This is a genomic window from Sphingopyxis jiangsuensis (assembly GCF_016734905.1).
Taxonomy (GTDB): domain Bacteria; phylum Pseudomonadota; class Alphaproteobacteria; order Sphingomonadales; family Sphingomonadaceae; genus Sphingopyxis; species Sphingopyxis jiangsuensis.
In genome coordinates this window covers 1,366,727-1,391,711 of the sequence record NZ_JAERPO010000001.1, presented here as the reverse complement: position 1 = coordinate 1,391,711, position 24,985 = coordinate 1,366,727, and the positions used below count along the sequence as shown (strand labels likewise).

The 24,985-nt window shown below is 61.8% G+C and carries 19 protein-coding genes; 13 read left to right on the top strand and 6 right to left on the bottom strand.

Features of this window, described 5'->3' with window-relative positions; all coding sequences use genetic code 11:
* Window positions 1–693, bottom strand: a 693-nt coding sequence (locus tag JI743_RS06760; protein WP_330902136.1) for an enolase C-terminal domain-like protein, incomplete at its 3' end; no start/stop codon positions are given.
* A 53-nt stretch (window positions 694–746) separates the two neighbouring features.
* Window positions 747–1,589, bottom strand: a complete 843-nt coding sequence (locus tag JI743_RS06755) for an SMP-30/gluconolactonase/LRE family protein (RefSeq protein WP_201927167.1) — start codon at window positions 1,587–1,589, stop codon at window positions 747–749.
* Window positions 1,590–1,684: 95 nt separating this feature from the next.
* Here JI743_RS06755 and JI743_RS06750 point away from each other — a divergent pair, with 95 nt between their 5' ends.
* The 3 genes from JI743_RS06750 (at window position 1,685) to JI743_RS15325 (ending at window position 8,248) form a co-directional block, all read left to right on the top strand.
* Window positions 1,685–3,586, top strand: coding sequence for a CRTAC1 family protein (locus JI743_RS06750; protein ID WP_201927165.1), 1,902 nt, complete (start codon window positions 1,685–1,687; stop codon window positions 3,584–3,586).
* Window positions 3,587–4,058: 472 nt separating this feature from the next.
* The gene (locus JI743_RS06745) at window positions 4,059–5,816 is read left to right on the top strand and encodes a CRTAC1 family protein (RefSeq protein WP_201927163.1); all 1,758 of its coding nucleotides are present in this window, start codon (window positions 4,059–4,061) and stop codon (window positions 5,814–5,816) included.
* A 122-nt stretch (window positions 5,817–5,938) separates the two neighbouring features.
* The gene (locus JI743_RS15325) at window positions 5,939–8,248 is read left to right on the top strand and encodes an alpha-amylase family protein (RefSeq protein WP_201927161.1); all 2,310 of its coding nucleotides are present in this window, start codon (window positions 5,939–5,941) and stop codon (window positions 8,246–8,248) included.
* Window positions 8,249–8,267: 19 nt separating this feature from the next.
* Here JI743_RS15325 and JI743_RS06735 read toward each other — a convergent pair whose 3' ends face one another.
* Window positions 8,268–9,257: an SDR family oxidoreductase gene (locus JI743_RS06735; protein WP_201927159.1), complete on the bottom strand. Its 990-nt coding sequence runs from the start codon at window positions 9,255–9,257 to the stop codon at window positions 8,268–8,270.
* A gap of 33 nt (window positions 9,258–9,290) precedes the next feature.
* Complete coding sequence (locus tag JI743_RS06730; protein ID WP_201927157.1) at window positions 9,291–10,334, bottom strand: formylglycine-generating enzyme family protein; 1,044 nt, start codon at window positions 10,332–10,334, stop codon at window positions 9,291–9,293.
* Window positions 10,335–10,469: 135 nt separating this feature from the next.
* Here JI743_RS06730 and JI743_RS06725 point away from each other — a divergent pair, with 135 nt between their 5' ends.
* The 7 genes from JI743_RS06725 (at window position 10,470) to JI743_RS06695 (ending at window position 19,602) form a co-directional block, all read left to right on the top strand.
* Window positions 10,470–11,921, top strand: a complete 1,452-nt coding sequence (locus JI743_RS06725) for an aldehyde dehydrogenase family protein (protein WP_201927155.1) — start codon at window positions 10,470–10,472, stop codon at window positions 11,919–11,921.
* The gene (locus JI743_RS06720; RefSeq protein WP_201927153.1) at window positions 11,918–13,366 is read left to right on the top strand and encodes a family 16 glycosylhydrolase; all 1,449 of its coding nucleotides are present in this window, start codon (window positions 11,918–11,920) and stop codon (window positions 13,364–13,366) included. Before JI743_RS06725 ends, JI743_RS06720 begins: the two co-directional genes overlap by 4 nt.
* Window positions 13,367–13,410: 44 nt before the next feature.
* Window positions 13,411–14,841, top strand: coding sequence for a sulfatase-like hydrolase/transferase (locus JI743_RS06715; protein ID WP_201927151.1), 1,431 nt, complete (start codon window positions 13,411–13,413; stop codon window positions 14,839–14,841).
* Between the two features lie 3 nt (window positions 14,842–14,844).
* Window positions 14,845–16,380 (top strand): sulfatase-like hydrolase/transferase, encoded by a 1,536-nt coding sequence (locus JI743_RS06710; protein ID WP_201927149.1) that lies wholly within the window; start codon window positions 14,845–14,847, stop codon window positions 16,378–16,380.
* On the top strand, window positions 16,377–17,258 hold the full coding sequence (locus tag JI743_RS06705; RefSeq protein WP_201927147.1) for an SMP-30/gluconolactonase/LRE family protein: 882 nt from the start codon (window positions 16,377–16,379) through the stop codon (window positions 17,256–17,258). Before JI743_RS06710 ends, JI743_RS06705 begins: the two co-directional genes overlap by 4 nt.
* A gap of 66 nt (window positions 17,259–17,324) precedes the next feature.
* Window positions 17,325–18,071: a FadR/GntR family transcriptional regulator gene (locus tag JI743_RS06700; RefSeq protein WP_201927145.1), complete on the top strand. Its 747-nt coding sequence runs from the start codon at window positions 17,325–17,327 to the stop codon at window positions 18,069–18,071.
* A gap of 52 nt (window positions 18,072–18,123) precedes the next feature.
* On the top strand, window positions 18,124–19,602 hold the full coding sequence (locus tag JI743_RS06695; RefSeq protein WP_201927143.1) for a sulfatase-like hydrolase/transferase: 1,479 nt from the start codon (window positions 18,124–18,126) through the stop codon (window positions 19,600–19,602).
* Here JI743_RS06695 and JI743_RS06690 read toward each other — a convergent pair.
* Entirely contained in the window at window positions 19,590–20,369 is a 780-nt protein-coding gene (locus JI743_RS06690) for a glucose 1-dehydrogenase (RefSeq protein ID WP_201927141.1), read from the bottom strand. The two genes, JI743_RS06695 and JI743_RS06690, sit on opposite strands and share 13 nt — an antisense overlap.
* A 47-nt stretch (window positions 20,370–20,416) precedes the next feature.
* Window positions 20,417–21,973, bottom strand: a complete 1,557-nt coding sequence (locus tag JI743_RS06685) for an MFS transporter (RefSeq protein ID WP_201927139.1) — start codon at window positions 21,971–21,973, stop codon at window positions 20,417–20,419.
* Window positions 21,974–22,147: 174 nt separating this feature from the next.
* Here JI743_RS06685 and JI743_RS06680 point away from each other — a divergent pair, with 174 nt between their 5' ends.
* Genes JI743_RS06680 through JI743_RS06670 form a run of 3 tightly spaced genes read left to right on the top strand, consistent with a single transcriptional unit; the run spans window position 22,148 to window position 24,899 of the window.
* On the top strand, window positions 22,148–23,065 hold the full coding sequence (locus tag JI743_RS06680; protein ID WP_201927137.1) for a 2-dehydro-3-deoxygalactonokinase: 918 nt from the start codon (window positions 22,148–22,150) through the stop codon (window positions 23,063–23,065).
* Window positions 23,066–23,089: 24 nt separating this feature from the next.
* Window positions 23,090–23,710, top strand: coding sequence for a 2-dehydro-3-deoxy-6-phosphogalactonate aldolase (locus JI743_RS06675; RefSeq protein ID WP_201927135.1), 621 nt, complete (start codon window positions 23,090–23,092; stop codon window positions 23,708–23,710).
* 31 nt (window positions 23,711–23,741) lie between these two features.
* Window positions 23,742–24,899, top strand: coding sequence for a mandelate racemase/muconate lactonizing enzyme family protein (locus JI743_RS06670; protein ID WP_201927133.1), 1,158 nt, complete (start codon window positions 23,742–23,744; stop codon window positions 24,897–24,899).
* Window positions 24,900–24,985 lie beyond the last annotated feature (86 nt).

Genomic DNA, 24,985 nt, shown 5'->3' with positions numbered 1-24,985 from the left:
GACGGCGCGGGCGAAGGCGATGGCCTGGTCCGCATCCCATGAGTAGTTGGCGTCGGCCATGAGGATGGCATCGTCGCCGATGAGGCGGCGGACGGCGCGGACGCGGCGGACGTCGGTTGCGATATCCTTGCGGCCGACCTTGAGCTTGATGCCGCGATGCCCGGCGGCGAACTCGCGCTCGACGGCGGCGAGGAGCTGGTCGTCGGAATAGCCGAGGTCGATAAGGCCGCGATAGCAGGCGACATGGTCGGCATGGCCGCCGGCGAGCTGCCAGAGCGGCCGCTGCGCGCGCAGGCCGCGCAGGTCCCAGAGGGCGATGTCGGCGGCAGCGACCGCGAAAGCGCAAACGCCGCCGAGGCCGAGATAATGAAGCCATCCGCGCATGTCGGCCCAGAGGGCCTCGACCTCGGCGGCGTCGCGGCCGAGGAGGAGCGGGGCGATCTCGTGCGCGAGCAGCGCATGAATGGCCTGGCCGCCGCGTCCGCCGGTGTAGGTATAGCCGATGCCTTCAAGACCGTCGGCACAGACGATGCGGCAGGTCACGATCTCGAAATGCGTATGCAGCCCATGCCCGGCATCGCTGAGCGCCTCGGCAAGCGGGACGCGAAAGAGCGTCGGTTCGACCGCCACGATGCGCGAAGCGCCATTGCACCCGACCGGCCCCGACGCATCGGAATGATAGGCAATATCCATGAACGTCAATTGTCAATTGTCAACGATTGTGTCAAGCGATCCTTCGCGCTGTTTCAGTCAACAATGACGCGCGGCTCGGGGAGGCCGCGAAACGGTGAGCGCAATTGAAAGACCGTTCCCTGGTGGGGCGCTTCCGGGAGTCCGACCGCTGCGCTGGTCACAAACAGGGATTGGTAGTCCGCACCGCCAAAAGCGGGACAGGTGGTCTGCTTCACGCCTAGCGAGAGTCGCGCGATCTCGACTCCCAGCGGGTTCACGGTAAGGATTTCGCCGCTGTTCCAGAGCGCGAAGTGGATATTCCCGTCGGCATCGGTGACGGCCCCGTCGATCAGCGCCATCTCCGCGCGCAAATCCAGAAAAAGATCGGGGTCTTCGAGCGGCCACCCATCCGCATCGAGGATCATGCGGAACAGGCAGTGGGTCAGCGTATCGCTGTAATATCCCAAGCCGCGTTTCTCATCGAAACAGATTGCGTTCGGAATGGCCAGACCGTCGACCAGTTTGCGCAATTCCCCTCGATACCACCGATAGAGCGAGCCCGCGCCAGGCTCGCCCTCGCGCTCCATCGTGCTGATCCAGAAGCCGCCCCAGGGGTCGGCACGGCCGTCGTTGCTCCGATGGCGTTCGATGTCGGCTTCGAGGGGGCAAAGGGTCGAGCGCTCGGCTGATTCCAGGTCGAAAAGAAAGATCTCCTTGTCGTCTGCTGCGACGAGCCTGCGCCTATCGACGATCGCGATGGCCGATACCGGGCCGGGGAATTTCCATTCGCCGTCCGAATTTTCGCTACGCCAGCACAGCCGATTGGTGAGGATGTCCGTCCAGAAGAGCTGCTGCCGTCCTGAATGCCAGATCGGAGATTCCCCGAGCTGGCACATGCGGTCGTCGTAGATTTCCATGTAATGCCTTCCTGCGTCGCCCTCTAAACGATCAGATTATTGTTGACAATCGACAATAATCTGATCGTTTAGAGCCTTTTGGAGAGGAGGCGTGAATGCAACCGGCAGTCTTTCGCATCATGACCTGTTTTGCAGCAATGACGGCCCTTTGCGGGCAAGCGTTTGCGCAGCAGCTGACGTTCGACGATGTCACCGACATTGCCGGGCTCCAGACGCCGACCGGATGGAAATATGGTGGGCCGGTCGTCGCCGACCTCGACCGCGACGGGTTCCTCGATCTTGTCCTCGGGAATCACGACGAACACCCGGCTCAAATCTTTTGGGGCGCGGCAGACGGCAAGTTTGTCGAAGGCGAATTCCCCGACATCTATCGCGACGTTCATGGAATCGCGGCGGGAGACTATGATCGCGATGGCGATCTCGATCTCCTTGTCGCGGTGGGCGGCGGCAACGGAAAGCAGCCTCGCCCCCCGATCCTGCTACGGCAGGCCGCGCGCAGATTTCAGGACGTGTCTGCGCAATCCGGGCTCACCGGCTACGGCGCGCGTGGGCGTGCGGTGCGGTGGATCGATATCGACAGCGATGGCGATCTCGACATCATGGCCGTGAACGCGCGTCAGCTTCCGGGAGAAACCGGTCCGCGCAACCTGTTGTTCGAAAACCTGGGACAGCAGTTCCGCTATCGTCCCAGCCCGCTCTTCGAATCCATCGAGGCTGAACGGATACTCGTCACCGATTTCAATGGGGATCGAAAACCCGATGTGGTCCTGTTCACACCCGCCACATTGCTGGAGAATGAAGGGGAATTTCGCTTTCGTGACGTAACGCTCGACCGTCTCGGCGAAAAATTGTCCCAACTCGATCAAGTGACCGCAGCAGCCGAATCCGACATCGACAACGATGGCGACCTCGATCTCTATCTCGCCAGGGGCAAAGTCTATTACGAGATTGCCAACAATGCGCTGGATTTCGATGCGGCGCGCGGACGGCTTGATCTGAGGGACGAAGGGAATCGAGGGTCGGACGGCGTCGGCTTCTCCGCTCCGGGCCCCGTCGTCCTGAGCGACTTCTGGCACTGGCGTCGCGAACCCGGCCTGGTTCTTCCCCTCTACGTAGGCGCCGACGCACGTCGTCTCGACACGCCTGTCGAAACGGTTGAGATTGATCCCGCCGATGCCCAAGGCCTTCCTTCCGACCGCTCGCGAAATGGATGGTATCTGGGATATCTAGGAGCGGGGAAATGGCGGCTCGAGTGGACGCTCGCGGGTGACGTGGCTTGGGACGTGCGAGCATCCTTGTCCGGTGTTTCGGCGGTCCACCCCGACTGGACGCCACAGCTTCTCGACGTTCCGGACGTTCTGCTGCGAAACGACGGGGATCGGTTCACCGACGTATCGGCCAAACTTCCCCGCGCCGCCGGTTTGAACAATTGGGGCGTTGTTCCCGGTGATTTCAATAACGATGGCCGGTCGGACTTCTTCCTGTATCACTTCGGTGGGTTGCGAAATCGAATAGCGGACAGCCTGCTTGTCAACATGGGCGGCGGGGATTTCGCCGCGGCGTCCATCGCGGGTGCAACGACCGCGACGGGGACAAACAGCCACGGAGACATGGGCGCCGCATTCGACGTCGATGGCGACGGCCGCCTCGACCTGCTGAGCAGTGACGACGATCTCGGATCCTGGCATCTTTATTCGAACCGCTCCCAAAATGTCGGCAATTGGCTTGAAGTTCGCGTAGGCACGTCCCCGCGTGGCACCGATGCTCACGGGGCGGTCGTTCGGCTGAGCTATGCTGGCGGCATGCAGATACGCCGTGTTGGCTCCAGCGGCGAGGTGCATAGCCAGAGTTTGATTGATGTCGTCCATTTTGGGATTGGCCGGTCGAGCCAAGTGAAGGCGATCACCGTAACCTGGCGGGACGGAAGTCAGCGGCAACTTCGCACAATCCGGGCCAACCAGATCATCACGATCGGCGGAACGCATGCTGGAGATTGATTTCTTTCAAGCTCCAAGCTGTGCTCCCGCTTTCGGATTGGTTTAAGATCGGGCCTTCCAAGCATCGGGCGCAATAGCTGCAATTTGACGTTGCTCGGCATTGAGGGCGACGCGGCCGATTCGAATCGCCGCCAGCGTCTTCACATGGTTTCTCCCCCGTTGTGCCACCGCGGTCACGACTGGCCGAAGGCGGCTGCTTAGCTCCGCAAGGCGCTATCGACGGTCGCCTCGCCCTTTCCTCTCATATGAAAATTGCAAACATATGATGTTATGCTATGCAGAGATGAGTAGGGCCCACAGAGCCGCTGGGGAGAGAGCAATAATGTCAGGCAGACAAGTTGGGGTATTTCGGTTAGGGCTAGCGATAAAGTTTGGGGTTCCCGTCCTCGGCGCCGCCGTGATGGTATCGGCGGTCGAGGCGCGCGATGCGACAGCTGACCAAGCTGCATTGGAACCGATGTTTGCGCCGGTCGTGGACGCGATCCCCTTCGAGGCGCACCGGCGGCAAAAATGGGATAGCCCGGTCGTGGTCGACCTCGATCAGGACGGCCGCTCCGACCTCATCGTCACCGAACATGGCAAAAGCCTCATTGTATATTGGAACGAAGGGCGAGGGCGATTCAGCAGGGCGCAGCAACTTGCCGGCGGCGATCTGCACGGACTTGCCGCAGCCGATTTCGACCGCGACGGCGTCATGGATCTCGTCGTCGCCCAGGGTGGCGGCGATGGCGCCAACCCGCGTCGACCCTTGCATCTGCGTATCGCGCGCGATCGCACCGTCGTATCGCGCGGTACCTTCGACTATTTTGAAAAGGGCCGCGGCCGTGCGGTGAATTTTCTGGACGTTGGGAATGACGGTCTGCTCGACCTGGTCGTGACGGGCTTTCCCACGCCCGACCAGCCTGAAGGCGCCAATCATCTTTATCGCTATGTGACCGAAGAAAAGCTCGTCTTCGGCGGAGTGCTGCCGCAGGCCAAATGGCTTGGCTATCGCACCGCGCTGACCGATTTCGATGGCGACGGCGTTGCCGACATCCTGCTTTTCGGCGGAGAGAATATGGTGGCGCTAAAGGGCGCGGCTGACGGCAGCTTCGCTGACGCGAGCACGGCGGTTCTGGGAGGGCTCGCCAATACGAGCGATGTGGCGGGCGTTGCGCAGATCGATTTCGACAACGATGGCGACCTCGATCTTTTCCTCGCCAGGGCGGAGCATCAGTTCGACCTGGAATCCTACTATGACCCGGCGAGCCGGACCTTTGCCTTCCTGACTTTCCGCAAACCCTTCCGGCATGAATTTCAGAATGTTACCGGCGATCTGGTCATCGAGAATCTGCAGCGCAGCTATCCCCACTATGATGTTTATCTCGGCAAGGAGAAGCGGAAGCTTGCCGATGTGCCCGATCGCCACGCCGGACGCGATTTGACGATTGCCGCGAGCGCGGCGGAGGGATGGCCCGAAGGTCCGACCGAAGAGGGCCTCTATATCGGTCATTTGGGAAATGGCGTGTGGCGGATCGCCGGGCAGGTTCAGTCGCGTCTTGCAGCTGCCATACGCGGCGTCGATATTGCCGCACCGATCGAGCCGCAACGCGCGCTTCCCGCTCGTCTGTTCGAGAACCGGAACGGGCGCTTCGTCGATGTAAGCGAAGCGATGGGAATCGATATCGATGAACAAACGACGAGCGTAGCAGCTGGCGACTTCGACAATGACGGCTGGTCCGATCTCGCCATCCTTCGCTATGGCGACATGTCGCGTCCGACGTCGCACATTGTGCTGCTCAACCGCGGGGGGAAGCACTTCGAGCGCGTTGACGGCCACGGCGTTATGGTGCCGGACATCGGGACGACCGGCGGGGCCGTAGAGATATTCGATTATGATAATGACGGCGCCCTCGATCTCATCGTCTCGAGCGAGCGTGGCCGATGGCAGTTGCTGCACAACCGCGCCGCAGACCGGAGAAATTTTGCCGGCGCCCGGGTCGGATACTCGCCAACCGGTCAAGCGCAAGCGCCGGGAGCTGTGCTGACAGCCACGGCATGCGGCCGGACCTATCAACGTGTCGTCGGTGCCGGATCGGGAGCCTTTTCGCAAAGCTTCAATCAGGATCTGCACCTGGGGCTCGGTGACTGCACCGCCATCGGGAAAGCCGAGGTGCGATGGACCAATGGAGAAACCGTGCCCGTGACCCTGCGGCGCGGCGCCTATGTTAATGTCGGGGATGGGAAATGACGTTGATGATTAAAGGTCCGCGGCGGCTTGCACTGTTGTCGAGTGTTGCTCTCGCCGGCACGGCGCCTCTTGCGGGTTGCGCCAGCACCTCGGCGGTCCCCCCCGTTTCGTCGGAAGCGCCTGTGCCTGCCGGTCTCGAACAGTCGGCGGTCGCAAAGATCGCCGCGCTCGAAGCGCATATGGGCGCAGCGAAGGCCGCCGGCCACGATATCACGCGCGAGGAAACCACCGTCTGGTTCGCGCGCGAGTTTCTGAAGTTTGCCAATTGGGATGAAGCCAATCCCAAGGCTGTCGAATATGCCTTTTCGAAATTCGGACCCTATGCTGACAAGGCCGAACGCTGGGCGCGCGAGATCCCCGATTTCCAGCGCCGGGAGGTGAATGAGATGCTCGATCGCGCGATCGCCGAGCTTGCTCGCGTGACGTCCGGCGAGGTGGCCCGGCGGCCCGTCAACAAGGTCGACTGGCAGAATGTCGTTGTCGGCGACAATGCCTATTATTCCAACGGGCGGCCGATATTTCTCTATGATTATTTCTCGAAATCGGTGGGGCGACCGCTCACTGACGAGGCGGTTTACAATGACCATCTGGGCGCGATCTATCATGGCGGGCAGCGTCTTTATGACGTCGATCACGACCGCGCGATCAACTCCTTCCTGCTGAAAGAGGATGGCAGCTGGGACGAGGAACGGCTCGGCTATATCACTGAAATACCCGACACCAATGTCGGTTTCCTCATCTATTGGAACATGGGCATTCCCGAATGGGTCGAGCGGCGCGAGCCCGAGGTGCGCAAGGGGCGCTCGCTCTTTACGGGCTTTGACATCGACAATCCGCTCGTGCGCGACGTCTGGGGCAAGATTGCCCGCAAGACCGGCGCGATGACGCGCGGCAAGAAGGTGACGCAGCTCGGTTATATCCTTTCGAACGAACCGCACTGGTTCTCCGAAAAAGGACATTGGACGCAGAATTTCCGGGAGATGACCGCCATCTCCTCGTACACGCGCACGAAGTTCCGAAGCTGGCTCGACCGTAAATACGCAGGGGACATCGCCCGCCTCAACGCCAATTGGGGAACGGCGTTCAAGGATTTCGCGAGCGTGGAGATCGCGATCCCGATCGATCCGGCAACGCGCGGAACCCCTATGTGGTACGATTGGTCACGCTTCAACATGGACCGGGCGATCGACTGGTTCACCCATATCCAGGGCGAGCTGCGCAAGGCGAACCCCGAGGCGCATACCAGCATCAAGATCATGCCGAACATGTTCACCGAAAATGCCCGGTCGCACGGCATCGACCTCGAGGCGCTCACCGAGCTTACCTCGATGATCGGCGACGATGCAAAGGCAAAGGAAGGACGCGACCTTCGCCTGAGCGAGCCGCAGCCGTGGGAAGAGCATTATTCCTATTTCTGGGAAGAATTGAGCCTTTCGTACGACTTCATGGAATCGGTCGCGCCCGACAAGTTGCATTTCAATTCTGAATCGCACTTCCTGTCGACCTCGGGCTTCCGCAAGATGGACATGACCCCCGAATATGTGCGGAACGCCTATTGGCTCGCCACGCTGCAGGGGATGGATGCCAATCTCGGCTGGTTCTGGGCGCGCGATCCCGATGGTTCGTTCGAGGATCGGCTGGAAGGCGAGCTCAACTTCTTCGATCCCGCACTCGCCGGTTCCTTTGTCGGTTCGGTCAACCAGCAGCCACAGGTCGCCGATGCGGTGACGCAGGTGATGATGGACCTCAACAGCTTTTCGGAGGAAATCCTTGCGCTTCGCGAGCAGCGGCGCCCGCTGCGGATTTTCTATTCAGAGACGTCGGCGATCAACAAATCAGCGCATATGAGCGAGCAGGCCAAAATCTATGAATCCTTGTTCTTCGAGGGTTTTCCTGTCGGCTTCGCGACGCAGAAGATCATCGAGAAGCAGGACAATGGCTCGTGGGACGCGATCCTCGTTTATCGTACCGAGTATGTGACCGATGCCGAGTTCGCTGCGCTTCAGGCCTATCTCGATCGTGGCGGCACCGTGATCCTCGACCGGCCGCAGAGCCTTTCGATGGACGAATATGGTCAGCGGCGATCGAGGCGATTGCGGGCCAAGTCCGGGAAGCTCGTCATTCTGGGGGAAGTTGCCGGTCTAGGGGCGGTGAAGGCGGCGGCTCTCGATGCGGCCCGGCCCGGGCTGCCCGATGTCCGGCTCATCGAAGACAATGGCACGCAGCACAAAGGTGTGACCTGGCGCGCCGTTCGGCAGAAGGATGGAAGCTGGCTGGTCAATGCACTCAATATCGGCAAGAATCCTGCCGCATTGCGAATGGAGACGCGCGACGGCAAACCGCTTAGCGCGACTGACCTGATGACGGGGAAGGCGCTGGGGTCGCAATTCCCCATCGCGCGCAATGGGGTGCTGCTGATGAAAGTCAGCTAAGGGGCGCGTGAGGGGCCGGTTAAGCCTTGTGAACCTGCCGCGCCGCCTCGCCAAAATGTCCCTTGCCGAGGAAATCGAGGTGGACGTCGCGGCTGACGTTATTGATCGGTGCCTGCGGGTTGCCCCAGTGCCCTAGCATCAAGCGTAGCGGCCGGTCACCGGGCGGCGCAGCGATAGCCTGCGCGATGGCCGCTACGACCTCTTGCGGGTCACCGGGCGGCGTCGTCACCCGGCCTGACCCCATGTCGGCGCTCATGGCGCCATAGCCTTCGAGATGCGCGGGGTCCGATCGGTCCTTCAGCGCCTTGGTGAGACGCTCGCGGTTATCCCACAACCCGGTGGGATAACTCCCTGGCTGAACGCAGGTCACATCGACGCCCTGGCCGGCCAGCTCGTAGGCGAGCGTGTCGGACATCGCTTCCACTGCAAACTTCGTCGGGCAATAATGACCAAGACCAGGCCATATGAGCCGCCCCGATTGCGAGGACATATTGACGATATGCCCGCGGCCGCGCTTGCGCATTGCCGGCAATATGGCGCGGATCGTTCGCTGATAGCCGAAGACGTTGGTTTCATAGGCAAGCCTTGTGGCGGCGATGTCCTGGGCTTCGAGCGGTCCGACAATCGCGATGCCGGCATTGTTGACGAGGACATCGGGAACGTCGCCTATCAGGCGCCGCGCCTCCTCGACCCCCTGGGAGACGCTCGCCTCGTCGAGCACGTCGATCTCCGCGACATACAGTCTTAGCGATTCTTTGGCAGCATTGGCTTGAAGGCGGTCGGCTTCGGGGCGCGGCAAATTGCGCATTGTTGCTACCACCGTCGCGCCCGCGCGCGCATAATGCAGTGCCCCCAGATATCCGAAGCCGCTCGAACAGCCGGTAATCAGGATCGAGGTTCCGGCAAGATCGACGGGGCCGGACGCGGGCCGCTCACCTGCGGCGTCGCTGATGACCAGTGGCGCTGCTGCGCCTGCTGCGAGCAGAGATCGACGAGAGATCATGGTCATGGATGCTCCACAGTTCTTGTTGCAATATAGGGTTCAACTTGCATCGCGGGCTGCTTTCTCGCTTTCATATACGAGCCGGAATCCGACATTGCTCGCTCCCATCCCCGCGTCGCGTCCGGTGCGCGCAGCGGGGCGGTAGCGCTGGCAATAGTTGGGCGCGCATAAATAGGAGCCGCCCTTCATCACGCGCGAGGGCTGGCCGGGATTCGCGGGATCGAAGGCTTCGCCCTGGGAAGGCCCGCGCGGGTTGCGGACAGGGCGATCGGGGTCATGGCCCGGCGCATAAAAGTCGCTCGTCACTTCCCAGACGTTGCCGATCATGTCGTGAAGCCCCCATTCATTGGGGGCATAGCAGCCGACCGGCGCAATCCCGCCATAGCCGTCGGTCGCGAAATCCTTGACCGGGAACACGCCTTGCCAGCTGTTCGCTTCGCTCGGTTGCGCGGTGTAATTGTCCTGGCCGGCGCGCGCGGCATACTCCCATTCGGCCTCGCTCGGCAGCCGCCCGCCCCGCCAGCGGGCGTAGGCTTCCATGTCGGCGTAGGCGAGGTGGACGACTGGGCGGTCGGGTAGCGCATCGGGACCCTGCGGGCCGAACGGTTTGCGCCAGTTCGCGCCGGGACGATATTCCCACCAGTCGGCATAATTGTTCGAGGGCCGCGCAGGCGCGGTGAAGACCGCGGAGCCGGGCTTTAGCAGGTCAGGCGGAATCTGATCGGCAGGTACGGGAAACTGCTCCGGGTCGACCGGCTGCTCCGCCACGGTGACATAGCTCGTCGCCCGAACGAAGCGCGCAAAATCGGCGTTGGTCACTTCGGTGCGGTCGATCCAGAAGCCGTCGACAGCGACCTGGCGCATTGGCCCTTCGCCGGCATAGACGTCCTCCTGCCCCATCAGGAAAGATCCTGCAGGGACGCGGATATAGGAGGGGGTAGGGGAGACGCAGTGACGCGGGTCGCTGGCCGTGGGCGCAGCGGCGGTCGGCCATAGGGCCCAGGCACCTGCTGCCGTGCCTGCAAGCGCGAGGAAGCAAAGGAGCGCCGCAGCGCTGCGACGGCGATTGCCATGGTTCGACATCATTATCTCCCAAAGCACATTGACTCATCAAACATATGATGTTTAATCACGTCCTATAACCGTGTTCCGGTGAGGTCAAATTTTTCAGGACTTCGTCGGCCATGACAAACGGGCGGTGCGACCGCGGGAGATGGAATGACGGGCGAGACTTTCCCCCTTTATATTGGTGGTCGTCTGATCACCACGGACACCGCAGTCGACGTGATCAATCCGGCAACCGATCAGGTCGTCGGCCGCGTTGCGGCGGCGGCGGCCGACGCAGTCGATGGGGCGCTCGATGCGGCAGCCGCGGCTTTTCCTGCTTGGTCGGCGCTCGGGCCCCGCGCGCGCGCCGAATGGATGGACCGTTTGCGCACGGCAGTCGGGGACAAGGAGGAATGGCTTCGCACCCTCGTGCATCAGGAAATGGGCAAGCCCTGGGCTGCGGCGGGCGAAGACTATGCCATGCTGCTCGACAGCCTCGACTATTATGCCGGGCTCGCGCGCCAACTTGATGTCGTGGAAATCGCCGACCGCGAGGGGACGCACCGCCACGAAATCATCCGCGAACCCGTCGGGGTCGTGGGGGCATTTCTGGCCTGGAACTTTCCGCTGCTGAACCTTGCGTACAAGCTCGGTCCCGCGATGGCTTCGGGATGTCCGATCGTCATCAAGCCGTCGGCCAAGACCCCGCTGTCGGCCTATGCAGTTGGCCAGCTGTGCCATCAAATCGGCCTGCCCGCCGGCGTCGTCAACATAGTGGGCGGAGACGACGCGATGATCGGGAATCGCATTTCGGCATCGCCAATCCCGTCCATGCTCACGCTGATCGGATCGACCGCGACCGGCGTGCATGTGATGCGGACCGGCGCCACGTCGATCAAACGTTATTCGATGGAACTCGGCGGCAATGCGCCGGTGCTGGTTTTCGCCGACGCCGATCTCGACCTCGCGGCCGACGTCATTACCGCGCTCAAATTCGGAAACTCGGGACAGATTTGCGTCGCGCCCAATCGTGTCTTTGCCGACACGGGGGTTCGCGACGAGCTTGCGCGAAGAATCGTCGATCGTGCGCGCGCTGTCGTCGTCGGGTTTGACCGGACGGCACCCATCGGGATGGGGCCGCTTATCGACCGCGGCGCGCGCGACCGGATCGAGGCGCTGGTTGCCGATGCCGTGGCGGGGGGCGCCGAACTTTTGGCCGGTGGGTCAGCGCCCGACGGCTGCGCGGCTGGCGCCTTTCTCGCGCCCACCGTGCTGGGGCGGGTGTCGGCCGATATGCGCATCGCACGCGAAGAAGTCTTTGGTCCGGTCGTCAATCTGATGGAATCGCCCGGCGACGAGCAAGCCATGATCGCGGCTGCGAACGATACCGACGCGGGACTGACCGCCTATGTCTTTACTGCCGACCACGAGCGAGCGCGTCGCTGCGCGCAGGCGCTGCGGTTCGGCGAGGTCCAGATCAATGGCGTCAAATATGCAATCAACCTTCCGCACGGCGGGTTGAAACAATCGGGGATCGGGGTCGATTGTTCGCACCTCGCGCTCGACGATTATTTCGCGGTCAAGCGGATCAGCACCGCGCTCGCGCCGGAGGCAGCGGCATGACGAGCGACAAGGCGCGCCCGTTGCGCGGCGCAAGCACCACCGCCCTGCTGATCGGCGCGATCTGGATCGGCGCGGGGACTTCCGCATTGGCGCGCGATCCCGCGCCCGCCTCCGATCCTTCGAACAAGGGGGGGTGGGTGCTTAACGCATCGGTCTCGGACGAATTCGACGGCGAGGCGATCGATCACGACAAATGGAATGTGCAGGGGCGCGGCGGTGGTTTCAACGGCTGGAAGGGGCGCGCGCCATCGCAATATGCTCCGGAGAATGTCCTCGTCGAGGATGGCAAGCTCAAGATCCGCTCGAAATGGGATCCCGCATATGAATTTGCCGACGAGATGCAGGGGGGCGTACGCTATGGCGATCCAGTCGCTCCCGTCACGACCGGCGGCGTGATAAGCAATCGCCGCTTTCTCTATGGCTATATGGAGGTTCGTTCAAAGGCCGCCGACGCTGCGATGACGAGCGCCTTCTGGACGCTGGGGCACGAGTCCGAACTCGACATCTACGAGCAGATGGGGCGCCCCAAGAAGAGCGATGGGGGGATCGTGGAGGACACCCTGAACGCCGCGATCCACGACTGGCGTCCCGGCAAATATTCTACCGGCGGGGTGCCGCTCAACAAGGTCTATAATCTGAAGCATGACCTTGGCTTTCGCGTCGCGGACGATTTTCATGTCTATGGCGCCGAATGGGACCCCGATTTCCTGCGCTTCTATGTCGACGGCAAGCTTGTCCGCGAGGCGTCGCGCGCCGAGATCGGAGACGGCTGGGTGCTCACCAATCCACTGCAGCTCTATTTCGATTCGGAAATATTTTCCTGGCTCGGCTATCCGCACGCTGCCGAACTGCCGGCCGATTATGAAGTCGATTATGTGCGCGTCTGGCAAAAGCCCGATGCCGAGCGCCTCGACCGGGCCTTCTTTGGTTTCGAAGGGCCGCTGTTCACCTATGGACGCAAGCCCCCCGGCGTATCGGAAAAGGTGCGGAACAAGGAGGAATGGCGCCAGGATTGGTATTTCGATACCGCTGCGGCAAAGCATTTCCAGATCGTCGAAAATGACCATTATCTGGGCGGCAAGCGCAGTCTGCGCCTGATAGCCGACAAGGCTCCCAAAGGCCGCCTGACCGGTTTTGCGCCATATGGGTCGGTCCAGACTGACGCAGGCAATCATGTCCTCGCGGTGCGCGTCTATGTGCCTGCCGGCGCCGGTCGCGCGGTCGTCCAGTTCAGTCTCGAAGATCCCTGGTATCAGTCGCCGCTGATCGACCTGTCGCGCTTCCCCCGTGAGCAGTGGGTGAATTTGCCGATCGACATTGCGCGCCCCGCAAAGTCGGGCGCGAATGATCGGCTGCGCATCACGCTCGTCAACGACGATGGCGACGCCAGCGGGACTTATTATTTCGACGAACTGTCGTTGAAGCCAGAACAGGGAGCGAAGTGACGATGGCCGCGTTCAAGACTATAGCGTTCTGTGCCGTACTGGCCTTGGCGCCAGCCACCCTCGCCGGATGCTCTGCTTCCGACGGAGAAGCCGTCAACCCCGCTTCGCGTTCGCAAGCGGTTGCCTCGTCGGTCAAGGCGCAAGAACGGCGCCCCAATATTATCGTCATTCTGACCGACGACCAGGGTTATGCCGATGTCGGCTTCAACGGCTCGACCGAAATTCCGACCCCCAATATCGATCGCATCGCGAAGGAAGGCGTGCGCTTCGACCGGGGCTATGTGAGCTTTCCAGTCTGCGGTCCGAGCCGTGCCGGGCTGCTGACGGGCCGTTATCAGTCGCGGTTCGGCTATGATCTCAATGCCAGCGAAAACCCGCTCGATCCGACCGCGGGCCTTCCGCTCACCGAGATGACCATCGCCGATATGCTCGACCAGGCGGGCTACACGAGCGCGGTCATGGGCAAATGGCATATGGGCAACCACGACCAATTCCATCCCTTTGAACGCGGGTTCGATGAATTTTACGGCTTCACCAACGGCGGGCACGATTATTTCCTCGACCGGCTGCGCAACATCCCGGTCAAGGAAGCGAAGAACGGTGGTCAGTTATATCAGAGCTGGCTGATGGTCGGGCGACAGCAGGTGCCGACGTCGGGCTATCTGACCGACTGGCTGTCGGACCGCGCGGTCGATTTTGTCGCCCGCCACAAGGACAAGCCCTTCTTCCTGTACCTCGCGTACAACGCTCCGCATACGCCGATGCAGGCGACGCAGAAATATCTCGACCGGTTTGCCCACATCGCCGACGAGCGGCGCCGCACCTATGCCGCAATGGTCAGCGCCGTCGATGATGGCGTCGGCGCTCTCCTCGACAAGCTCGACGCGCTGGACCTCGCCGATGACACGATCGTCTTTTTCCTCTCGGACAATGGCGGCCCGCTTCACCGTGCGCGCAACGGCTCGGTCAATCTGCCGCTGCGCGGCGGCAAGGGCGATCTGTTCGAAGGCGGGGTCCGCGTACCCTTTGCCATGCGCTGGACCGGACGCATCCCGGCCGGGATCGACTATCCGCACAGCGTGAGTTCGCTCGACATCGCGGCTACCGCGGCCGGCGTAAACGGGATCAGCCTGCCCGCGCGCAATGCGCTTGATGGCGTCAATCTCATTCCCTATTTGACCGGAAAGCGAAAGGGCGAGGTACCCCATCAACGGCTATTCTGGCGTTACCCCAGCGACAGCCGCGACAATATGCGGATCGGGCGCCGCGCCGCGATCGACGGAAGCGACAAACTGGTCGAATATCGGCGCGATCAATCGCTCTTCGACCTGGCGAGCGATATTGGCGAAAAGAAGAATCTTCGGAGCAGCAGGAAAGTCCGCGCGCGCGAGCTCGACGCGGCTTGGCAGCGCTGGAACGATCAGATGGCAAAGCGCAGCGCGATAGCGATATATAATGAGTGGGAGGGGTCCTGACCGATGAAGAGACGTACGCTCGCACTCGGTCTGGCGCTGGGGGTTTCCGTGCTGGCTTCGGCCACGGAGCCGCAGGTCGTTGCGCCCCGCGGCGCTCGCGCGGCGGAGCCGGCCGCCTCGGCGCGCAAGCCCAACATCCTCATCCTTCTGTTCGACGACCTGCGCTTCGACAGCTTCTCCTATCGCGGCGGTCCGGTTCCCACGCCCAACATCGATGCGCTGGCGGCGGAGTCGACGCGTTTCGACCTTGCGATCAGCACGACGGGCCTCTGTTCGCCCTCACGCGCCGCCCTTTTTACCGGCCGGTGGGGCCATCGCACAGGCCTCGACGACAATGTCGAGCTCTGGCACTCGCGCCTCGCAAAATTGCGCGATGACGAGGGCGGCCTGCTGCGCGTCGCGAGCGCGAATGGCTATCGGGTCGGCTATGTCGGCAAATGGCATCTCGGCGAGCGCGGTCCGCAGATCCGCGGAGCCGATTATGTCGAGGCCTTTGTCGAGGAGGAGGCGGCACGCAAACTCTATACGCCGCGTGATTCGCTGGCCGCCGTTCGGCGGTACCAGCTGGGCGAGCGCGACGCGGGCGGCGAGAAGCACCAATATTATGAGACGCTTCCGGGTAGCTACGAATCGAGCTTTACTGCGGAAAAGGTTCGAAAGGGGCAGGCATTTTTCCGGCAAGTCGCGGGGGACGGCAAGCCCTTCTTCGCCGTGGTGAGTTTCCAGCAGCCGCACCCGCCCTATCGCGTGCCCGAACCCTATGCCTCGATGTTCGATCCCCAAGAGCTCGCGCTTCCGTCCAATCACCTCGCCCCGCGCGAGGCAAAGCCGCTGAGCCAGGAATATCCCTGGTGGCCGTGGCACGACGTCGGGCACATGACCGACCGCGACTGGCGCGAGGCGCGCGCCAAATATTATGGCGCCGTGGCGATGATCGATCGGGCGGTGGGCGACCTTATCCGAACAACCAAGGAAACCGGCCTTTATGACGATCTGCATATCGTCCTGCTGGGCGACCAGGGGAGCATGATCGGCGAGCATGGCCTTTATGACAAGGCGGCCTATGCCTATGACGAGCTGATGCGCATCCCCTTGTTGATGCGCGCGCCCGGCGCCCGCCCGCGTATTGTCGACCATCATGTGTCGCTCATCGACATCCCGGCAACGCTGTTCGACTGGATGGACCTGGAGCCCGACAAGCCGATCGATGGCCAATCGCTTGCCGGGGTGATCGACGGAAGCTCATCCTACAAGGGGCCCGACGACGCCCTTTATGCCTATGAATGGTATAATGGTGCCTGGTTCGGCCTGCGTGCGCTGCGCACGCGCGATTATAAATATGTGTGGAACCCGGGAGAGTCGCTTGACGAGCTCTACGACCTCAAGGCCGATCCTGGGGAAACCGTCAATCTGGTCAACGCACCGCGCCATGCTTCGATAGTGATGGCGCTACGCCAACGGCTTCTTGATCGCCTCAAGGCTGTCGAAGACCCTGCTGCAGCCAATCTCGCGCTGCTGATCGAGCGGAGCGGGCGATGACGGATGACGCATTGTCGGGCGTCACGCCTGTCGTCTTCGACGATCGGATTTGTCGGTTGGGCGAGGGGCCCTTGTGGCATCCCGAGCGTCACGAGCTTTTCTGGGTCGATATTCCTGCGCAGACGGTGTTGGCGCGCGGGCGAGGCGGCGCGCGCGCGCATCGCTTCGACGAGATGGTGTCGGCGCTCGGCTGGATCGATCGAGATACGCTGCTCCTTGCAAGCGAGACCGGCCTCTACAGCCTTGCGATTTCCGACTGGTCGCGGACCTTGCTGTGCCCGATCGAAGCAGAAAATCCGCTGACGCGAAGCAATGATGGTCGGGCCGACCCCTGGGGCGGCTTCTGGATCGGAACGATGGACAAGAAGGCTGCGGAGGGCAGCGGGGCGATTTACCGTTATTCGCACGGAGAGCTTCGCCGGATCGCCGGCGAGATTACCATCCCCAACGGCCTGTGTTTCGACCGGACGCGTGGCATCGGCTATTTTACCGACTCAGCGCAGCGCAAGACCTGGCGTATCGCGCTGGACGAGCATGGCTGGCCATCGGCCGAACCCGAGCTGTTTCTCGATTACTCCGGATCGGTAACAACCATCGACGGCACGATTGTCGACCGCGACGGATACCTCTGGTGTGCGATCTTCGACGGATCGGCCGTGCTGCGCATCAGCCCCGAGGGCGAACTCGTCGGGCGGCTGGGAACGCTCACGCCGCGCGCCACCTGTCCGGCCTTCGGCGGGACCGACTGTTCCGACATTTACGTGACAACAGCGGCGATTGGGCTGGAGCCGAAGGCGGGCGATGCGGTCGCGCATGGCAGCACCTTATGCTTTCCGGGCGTCGCGCGGGGCGCCCCCGAACCCCGGGTCAGGCTCTGAGCATAATGCGAATAGAAACATCATATCTATTTGATATAGTGTGCGGGCAAGCCTGATGGAGATATTATGAGCGAACTCGTCTATTATGACCTCAAGGACACGCCGAACGTCCGGTTGAGCCTTCCTGCACAGATGGCGCGCGAGATGGGCCGCCGGATCGTGGCCGGCACCTTCCAGCCCGGCGAGTTGATCGAGGACGAGAATTCGCTCGCCGAACGCTATGCGGTGAGCCGCGTCGTTGTCCGCGAAGCGGTGAAAATTCTGGTCGAGAAGGGTATGCTATCGGTTCGTCGCGGCATTGGCACCCATGTACGAACGCGCAACAACTGGAAGCTGCTCGATGACGATGTGATGGCGTGGCACCTCTCGGCGCCGCCGCGCAAACAGTTCCTCGCGCAGCTCGCCGAAATCCGGCTGGCCATCGAACCCAAGGCGGCGCGGTGGGCGGCCGAACGCGCGACCGACGAAGAAATCCAGGATATCCAGCTTGCCTGCGACCGGATGGCCGAGGAACAGGGTTCGGCCGAACGCTTCATCATCGCCGATGCGCTGTTCCACAAGGCAATCCTGCACGCGGCGCACAATGAATTCATCGCCGCGATCGAGGGCGTCACCTATTCTGCCCTGCTCATCAGCGTGCGGATCACGAACAAGGACCCGCGCGAAAATGGTGCGTCGATTCCGTTCCATCGCGACGTCGCCAATGCGATTGAAAAGCGCGACGGCGCCAAAGCCGAAAAGTTGACGGCCAAATTGCTCGAGGACGCCGTTCGCCGGCTGAATCTCGAATTTGGCGACGATCCGGTCATCTAGCGGCGCCAGCCGCAAATCTCATCTTTATTCAAGCGAGGAAAAGCGAAAGCCGATGTTGCGGAAATGCCTGACCCTTTACGCCGCCGCCGCGGCGATTGTTCTGAGCGCATCGGGCGCACAGGCGCATCCCGAAACGCGCGGTGATCGGCCCAACATCATCCTCATTTTCTCGGACGACGCCGGATATCACGATTTCGGTTTTCAGGGCGCGCGCGACATGGTGACGCCCAACCTCGACACCCTTGCGAAACGGGGCATCCGGTTCACGCGCGGTTATGTCACCGACGCGACCTGCGGCCCCTCGCGCGCGGGGCTGCTTACCGGGCGCTACCAGCAGAAGTTCGGCTATCAGGAAATCAACGTCCCGGGCTTCATGAGTCCCAATTCGAAGTTCCTCGGCGATGATATGGGGCTACCGCTCAGCCAGACGACGATGGCCGAGCTTCTCAAAGGCCGCGGCTATCGCACGGCGATGTACGGCAAATGGCACCTTGGCAATGCCGACCGCTTCCACCCGCTCAATCGCGGTTTCGATGAGTTTTACGGCTTTCGGGGCGGCGATCGCAGCTATTTCGCCTATCGTAATGGCGAGCCTGGCGTCGCGCGCGACAAGCTGATGGAGCGCGGCTTCGGAAAACTCGAAGAACCCAGCCGCTACCTGACCGACCAGCTCGGTGACGAGGCCGCGAGTTTCATCGAGCGCAACGCTGCGCAGCCCTTTTTCATCTACCTTGCCTTCAACGCGCCGCACACGCCGATGGAAGCAACCGAGGAAGATCTAGCGCGCTTTCCTGCGCTGAGCGGCAAGCGCAAGACCTATGCCGCGATGATGCTGTCGATGGATCGCGCGATCGGCCGCGTGATGGCAGCGCTCGAGAAGCGGGGCCTCGCTGACAATACGATTGTCGTGTTTACCAACGACAATGGCGGACCGACCGACAAGAACGGCTCGCTCAACTGGCCGCTTGCCGGGACGAAATCGAACCATCTCGAGGGGGGCATCCGGGTCCCATTCCTCCTGAGCTGGCCCGCGCGATTGCCGCAGGGCGTCGATTATGATCGCCCGATAAGCACGATGGACCTGCTTCCGACCTTTTTCGCGGCTGCTGGAGGCGAGGTCGCGGTTCTGCCGAAGGTCGACGGTCGCAATCTGCTCCCCACCCTCGCCAAGCCGGGCGACGCCCAGACGCCGCATCGCTACCTTTTTTGGAAGAAGGATGTGCGCGCCGCAGTGCTCGACGGCGACTGGAAGCTTGTCCGCTTCGCCGACCGGCCGGCGATGCTCTTCAACCTCGCGCGCGACGAAGGCGAGCAGCGCGATCTTGCCGCACGTTTCCCCGATCGCGTGCTCGCTCTCTTCAAACGACTGCACGAGTGGGAGCTGACCCAGGAGCGTCCGCTCTGGACGCTCGACCAACAGTTCGAGGAATATGATACTGATCGCATGGATCGCTACCGTGTCCCCGCGCGCGACGCGCACGCTGAGCCGTGGAATTGGAAAGCTGACGGATCGACGGCTCAGTCGGAATAGAAGGCTGACCGTCCGCCATCGACGATGAGCGACTGCCCCGTCATGAAGCTCGATTCGTCGCTTGCCAGGAACAGCGCGGGATAGGCCATCTCCCCCGGACTCGCATTGCGTCCGAGCGGATGGATGGCCCCGACGGCAGCACGGATCCCTTCGGGGTCATCGGTCGCTGCCCAGGTGCGCAGCGCCGTCGGCGTTTCGACCATTCCCGGACAAAGCGCATTCACGCGGATATTTTCGCGCCCATATTCGACCGCAAGGCTTCGCGTCAGGCCAATGACGCCGTGCTTGGTCACGGCATAGGGAAAGTGGCCAGTGACGATCTGGAACGAGTGAACCGACCCCAGGTTGACGATCGATCCCTTGTTGGCCGCGCGCATATAGGGAAGCACTGCACGGCAACATTCCCACATGCCCTCGAGGTTCACGCGGAAAATGTCGTGCCAGGTCTGGGCGCTCGCCTCGACGGGATCGTCGGTGAAGGTGATGTAGCCCGCATTGTTGACGAGCACGGCTGGTTCGCCCAGACGTTTGCACGTCTCGGCAACCATGGCCGCGATGCTGGCAGCGTCGGCGATGTCGGTCGCAATATATTCTGCGCGGCCGCCGTGGCCGGCAATCTGTGCCGCCGCTTCGCCGCCCAGTTCTTCATTGCGGTCGGCGATGCAGACGCTCGCGCCTTCGCGTGCGAAAAGTTCGCTGATCGCGCGGCCGATGCCGTCGGCCCCTCCGGTCACAATTGCGACGCGGCCTTCGAGCCGTCCCGGCATGATGTCTCTCCTTCGCAGCAGGGCTGCAATTTCGCTGGTTGAAAAGGCTAGGCTCGGACGAGGTCGCGCTCAAGCTGCTCGATCGACTTGCCCTTGGTCTCGGGCAGGATGAAGGCCATGAAGGCTAGCCCGATCCCTGCGACGATAGCAAAGATCAAAAAGGTCGATGCGGCCCCGAGATTTTCGAGCTGCCATGGGAAGAAATAGGAAATCACGAAGCCGGCGATCGTTTGCACCAGCGCGACGAAGGGCATCGCGACGCTACGCACCGCGTTCGGGAAAATCTCCGAGAAGATGACCCACATGATCGGCCCGATCGACAGATTGAACGCTGCATAAAAGGCGAAAATCCCGAACAGGACGAAGACCGGATTGATGTCGATCGTCGAATTGATCACCGGACCCGTCGCAAGCGGCAGTTCCTGTTTCGAATAGACCGACGCAAGGTCGCGCTTGAGCGCGACGTCGCTGTCATAGGTTCGTCCCGAAAGCGGCGCCAGCTTCGTCGCGTCGATGCCTTGGTCGGCAATCGCGGCGATGGCGGTGTCGTCGATCCGGTATTTCGCGCTGTCGAACCCATGCCAGGTCGACAGATGGGCAATGAAGATGAGCGACAGCCCGGCGAGCGTCAGGAAGCGGCGTCCCCACATTTCGACGAAGAGAATTGCGACAATGGTGCCGAACACTGCGGTGGCACCGAGGATGATCGTCTGGAAAAAGCTGTCCTCGACGCTCATCCCGATCTGCTCGAACACCATCGGCGCAAAGAAGAGGACGGCGTTCATGCCGGTGGCACCCTGGACGATCGCATATAGCGCCCCGATCGCGATGACATAGCCATACGGGCGGCTGAAAAATTCGCGAAGCTGGGCAACGGGGTGTTGCCGGGCTTCCTCGGCGATACTGGCTTCGACGTCGGCAATCGTTGCAGAAATGTCGCTATCGGGGATCGTCTGACAAAAGACGCGGCGGGCATCGTCCTTCTGTCCCTTGGCCATAAGCCAGCGCGGGGATTCGGGGACAGTGAGCAGGCTCGCGACCCAAATGATGTTTGCGATCAATTCAAAGCCGAGCATGAAACGCCAGATGTTCGCTTCGGTAAGCAGGGCCGATCCGGGGAGCGCCTTGACCAGGAAATAGTTGACAACGAAGGCGACGAGGCTGCCGAGAACGATCAGGAGCTGCGACATCGAAACAAACCGGCCGCGCTGGTCGGCGGGTGCTATTTCGCCGATATACATCGCCGAAACGGTAATCGAGGCGAAGGCAACGCCGCCGATGAAGCGCCCGACGACGAGCATCTCGAAATTGACGGCAAGTGCCGACAGGATCGACGATAGCGAATAGGCCAGCGCGATCGCGAGCAGGATCTTCTTGCGGCCAAAGCGTTCGCAGAGCCATCCGGTGAAGAAGAGCGCAATGATCACGCCGACGATCGAACAGGTGGCGACCAGCCCGACTTCGAACGAATCGAGCGCGAAGAGCGCGCTGATATAGCGAATCGCGCCCGAAAGATTGGCCGCGTCGAGGCCGAAGACGAAACCGCCAAACGCGGCAATAAAGGCATAGCGCGTCGCATTGCGCTGAGTGGCGGTTGCCAGCATCGACTCTTCTCTCCCTTGCCCGGTCTCCGCAACATGTTGGCGGAGGCGCTTATTATGGGTCAACGGTATCGCTATGACATAAATGTTTGACCTTCGCAAACATATGATGAATGATAGGAGCGTTCGCAATCGTCCTCAAAGAGAAGGCGGTTGCACGGCGGAGAGGAACGTATCATGCTAACCCGGCCATATGTCGGCGTCGACTGGGGCACCAGCCGAATGCGCGCCATGCTGATCGAGGCGGAGGGCCAGGCTCCCGACCGCGACCATGTCGTTTATGGCGACGGCATCGCCAAACTCGATCGCCCGATTGCCGATGTTCTGTTGTCGGCGATCGAGCCGTGGACCGACAAGCATGGCAAGCTCGATATCGTGATGGCGGGAATGGTCGGATCGAACATCGGGTGGCGCGAGACAAAATATCTCGATTGCCCCGCGAGCCTCTCCGACCTTACCGGCGAAGCCGAGCGGTTCGAGCAGTGCGGCCACCGTATGGCGATACTGCCCGGCATGAAATGCACCAACCCGATGGGGCAGCCCGATTTGATGCGCGGCGAGGAATTGCAGCTGCTCGGCTGGCTCAGCGCGAATCCCGGTGCTTCGCAGTCCGATCGACTCTTTTGCCTGCCCGGTACGCACACCAAATGGTGCCGGGTGGAGGGCGGACGTCTGGATTATTTCAATACCTCGCTCACCGGCGAGCTCTTCGCCTTGCTGAAGGAGCATTCGATCCTCGTCGCCAAGGACGATGTCATCTTCGCCAAGCCCTTTGAGCAGGCGGCCTTTCTGAAGGGCGTCGAGCTGATTCTCGACCAACCGAGTGCGCTCCTCCATTCGCTGTTTTCGACGCGGACACGCAAGCTCGTCCTTGGCGAGCGCGCAGGCGACGGGCCAAGCTATCTTTCGGGGCTTCTCATCGGGTCCTGCGTACAAAATGCCTTCGACCTCTATGGCGTGCCGCCGGCTGGGGTCGAACTTGTCGGCGACCCATCGCTGTGCCGCAAATATGCTCATGCGATCGAGCGCATGGGCCATTCGTGCCGGATATTCGACGGCGTTGACGCCGTCCACGCCGGCTTTCTTGCACTCTAAGCCTGTCGCGAAGGACGATCGACCATGACCAGTATTGAAAAGGCGCTCGCGCACGCGCCGCTTGTCGCAATATTGCGCGGCATTCGGCCGGACGAAGCGGCACCGGTCGCACAAGTTCTTTACGACGAGGGATTCCGCTGCATCGAAGTGCCGCTGAACTCGCCCGAGCCGTTTCAATCGATCCGGGCAATGAGCGAAGCGCTCCCCGGCGATTGCATCACGGGGGCGGGGACCGTGCTCGATGTCGCATCGGTGGACAAGGTCGCGGCCGCAGGCGGCAGGATAATTGTCACCCCGAACACCAATGCCGACGTCATTCGCGCGACGATCGCTGCGGGCATGATCGCCGTGCCGGGCGTCGCGACGCCGACCGAGGCCTTTATTGCGGTTGACGCAGGCGCTCGTTTTCTCAAACTTTTTCCTGCGACAACCTATGGCACAGGGCATCTCAAGGCGTTGGCCTCGATCCTTCCAGCCGATGTCAGCATCCTCGTGACAGGCGGCATCAGTTCGTCGAATATCGCGGAATGGAAAGCGGCGGGCGCGGCAGGTTTCGGGATCGGAAGCGAGCTTTATCGCCCCGGAGACAGTGTCGAAACGGTCAGGGCCAAGGCCCGGGCGCTCGGCGCGGCGGTCGGCGCTTGAAGGCCAATTTAGGGGAGGCTTGCGGGCGATTATGAAGATTACCGATATCAAGGCCTATCCTGTATGGGTCGGCCACCGCAATCTTTGTCTCGTCAAGGTGGAGACGGACGAAGGGCTGCACGGTTGGGGCGAATCGGGGCTTTCGAGCCGCGAGAAGGCTGTGGTCGGCGCCATCGATCATTTTCGCGAATTTCTGATCGGCAAGGATCCTACCCGCATCGGTGCGATCTGGCAGGAAGTCTACCGCGGTCAGTATTTCGAGGGCGGTCGCGTGCTTACCGCGGCCTTGTCGGCAATCGATATCGCGCTTTGGGATATAGCGGGCAAGGCGCTCGACGTCCCGGTGCACCGGCTTCTCGGCGGCAAGCAGCGGGATCGTGCCGACTGTTTCGTGACGAGCATCAAGCCGCACGACGCGTCCATGATCGCGGAAGTGCAAGCCTTCGTGGCCGCGGGGTGGAAAACGGTCCGGCTCGCGGCCGGCGATCTCGGCAAGAGCGACGAGCCAACGGTTCTCGACATACGCAAATCGATTGCTGACACGGCAGCAGCGCTCACCGAATTGCGGCAAGAGGTCGGTGCTTCGGTCGTGCTCGGCATTGATCTCCACCACCGGCTAAGCGTCGCGGAAGCGGCATCCTTCTGTCAAAAGCTGCCGCCAGCGACGCTCGATTTTCTCGAGGAGCCGATCCGCTATCAATCGATCGAGGCCTATCGAACGCTGAGGCAAATGACCGACATTCCCTTTGCGATCGGCGAGGAATGTTCTGACAAATGGCAGTTCATGCCGCTCATCGAGTCGGGTCTGACAAATTTCGCGCGGATCGACGTGTGCAATGTGGGCGGGCTCACCGAGGCGATGAAGGTCGCGGCTTTCGCCGAGGCGCATTATATCGACGTCATGCCGCACGATCCGCTCGGGCCCATCTGCACCGCGGCGACGCTGCAGCTGGTCGCTGCCATCCCCAATTTCTTTTCGCACGAGATCGCGCCGTACGAGCTGCGCGATAATGAGGATCTGTCGCGATATTTCGACCATGTCCCGGTTGTCGATGATTGCGCCTATCCGATCGGCGACCGGCCGGGGCACGGTGTCCTCGTGAACGAGGAGGCCGTTGCCGCGTGCAGCTTCAAATATTGGGAAGCTCCGCGCATGCAGAAACCCGACGGCTCCTACACCAACTGGTAGGCGCTTTGCGCTCCGCAATGTCACGAAGACCGCTTGCAATTCTAAAACATATGATGTTTGATAACATCATAGAGAGCGAGGCGCGT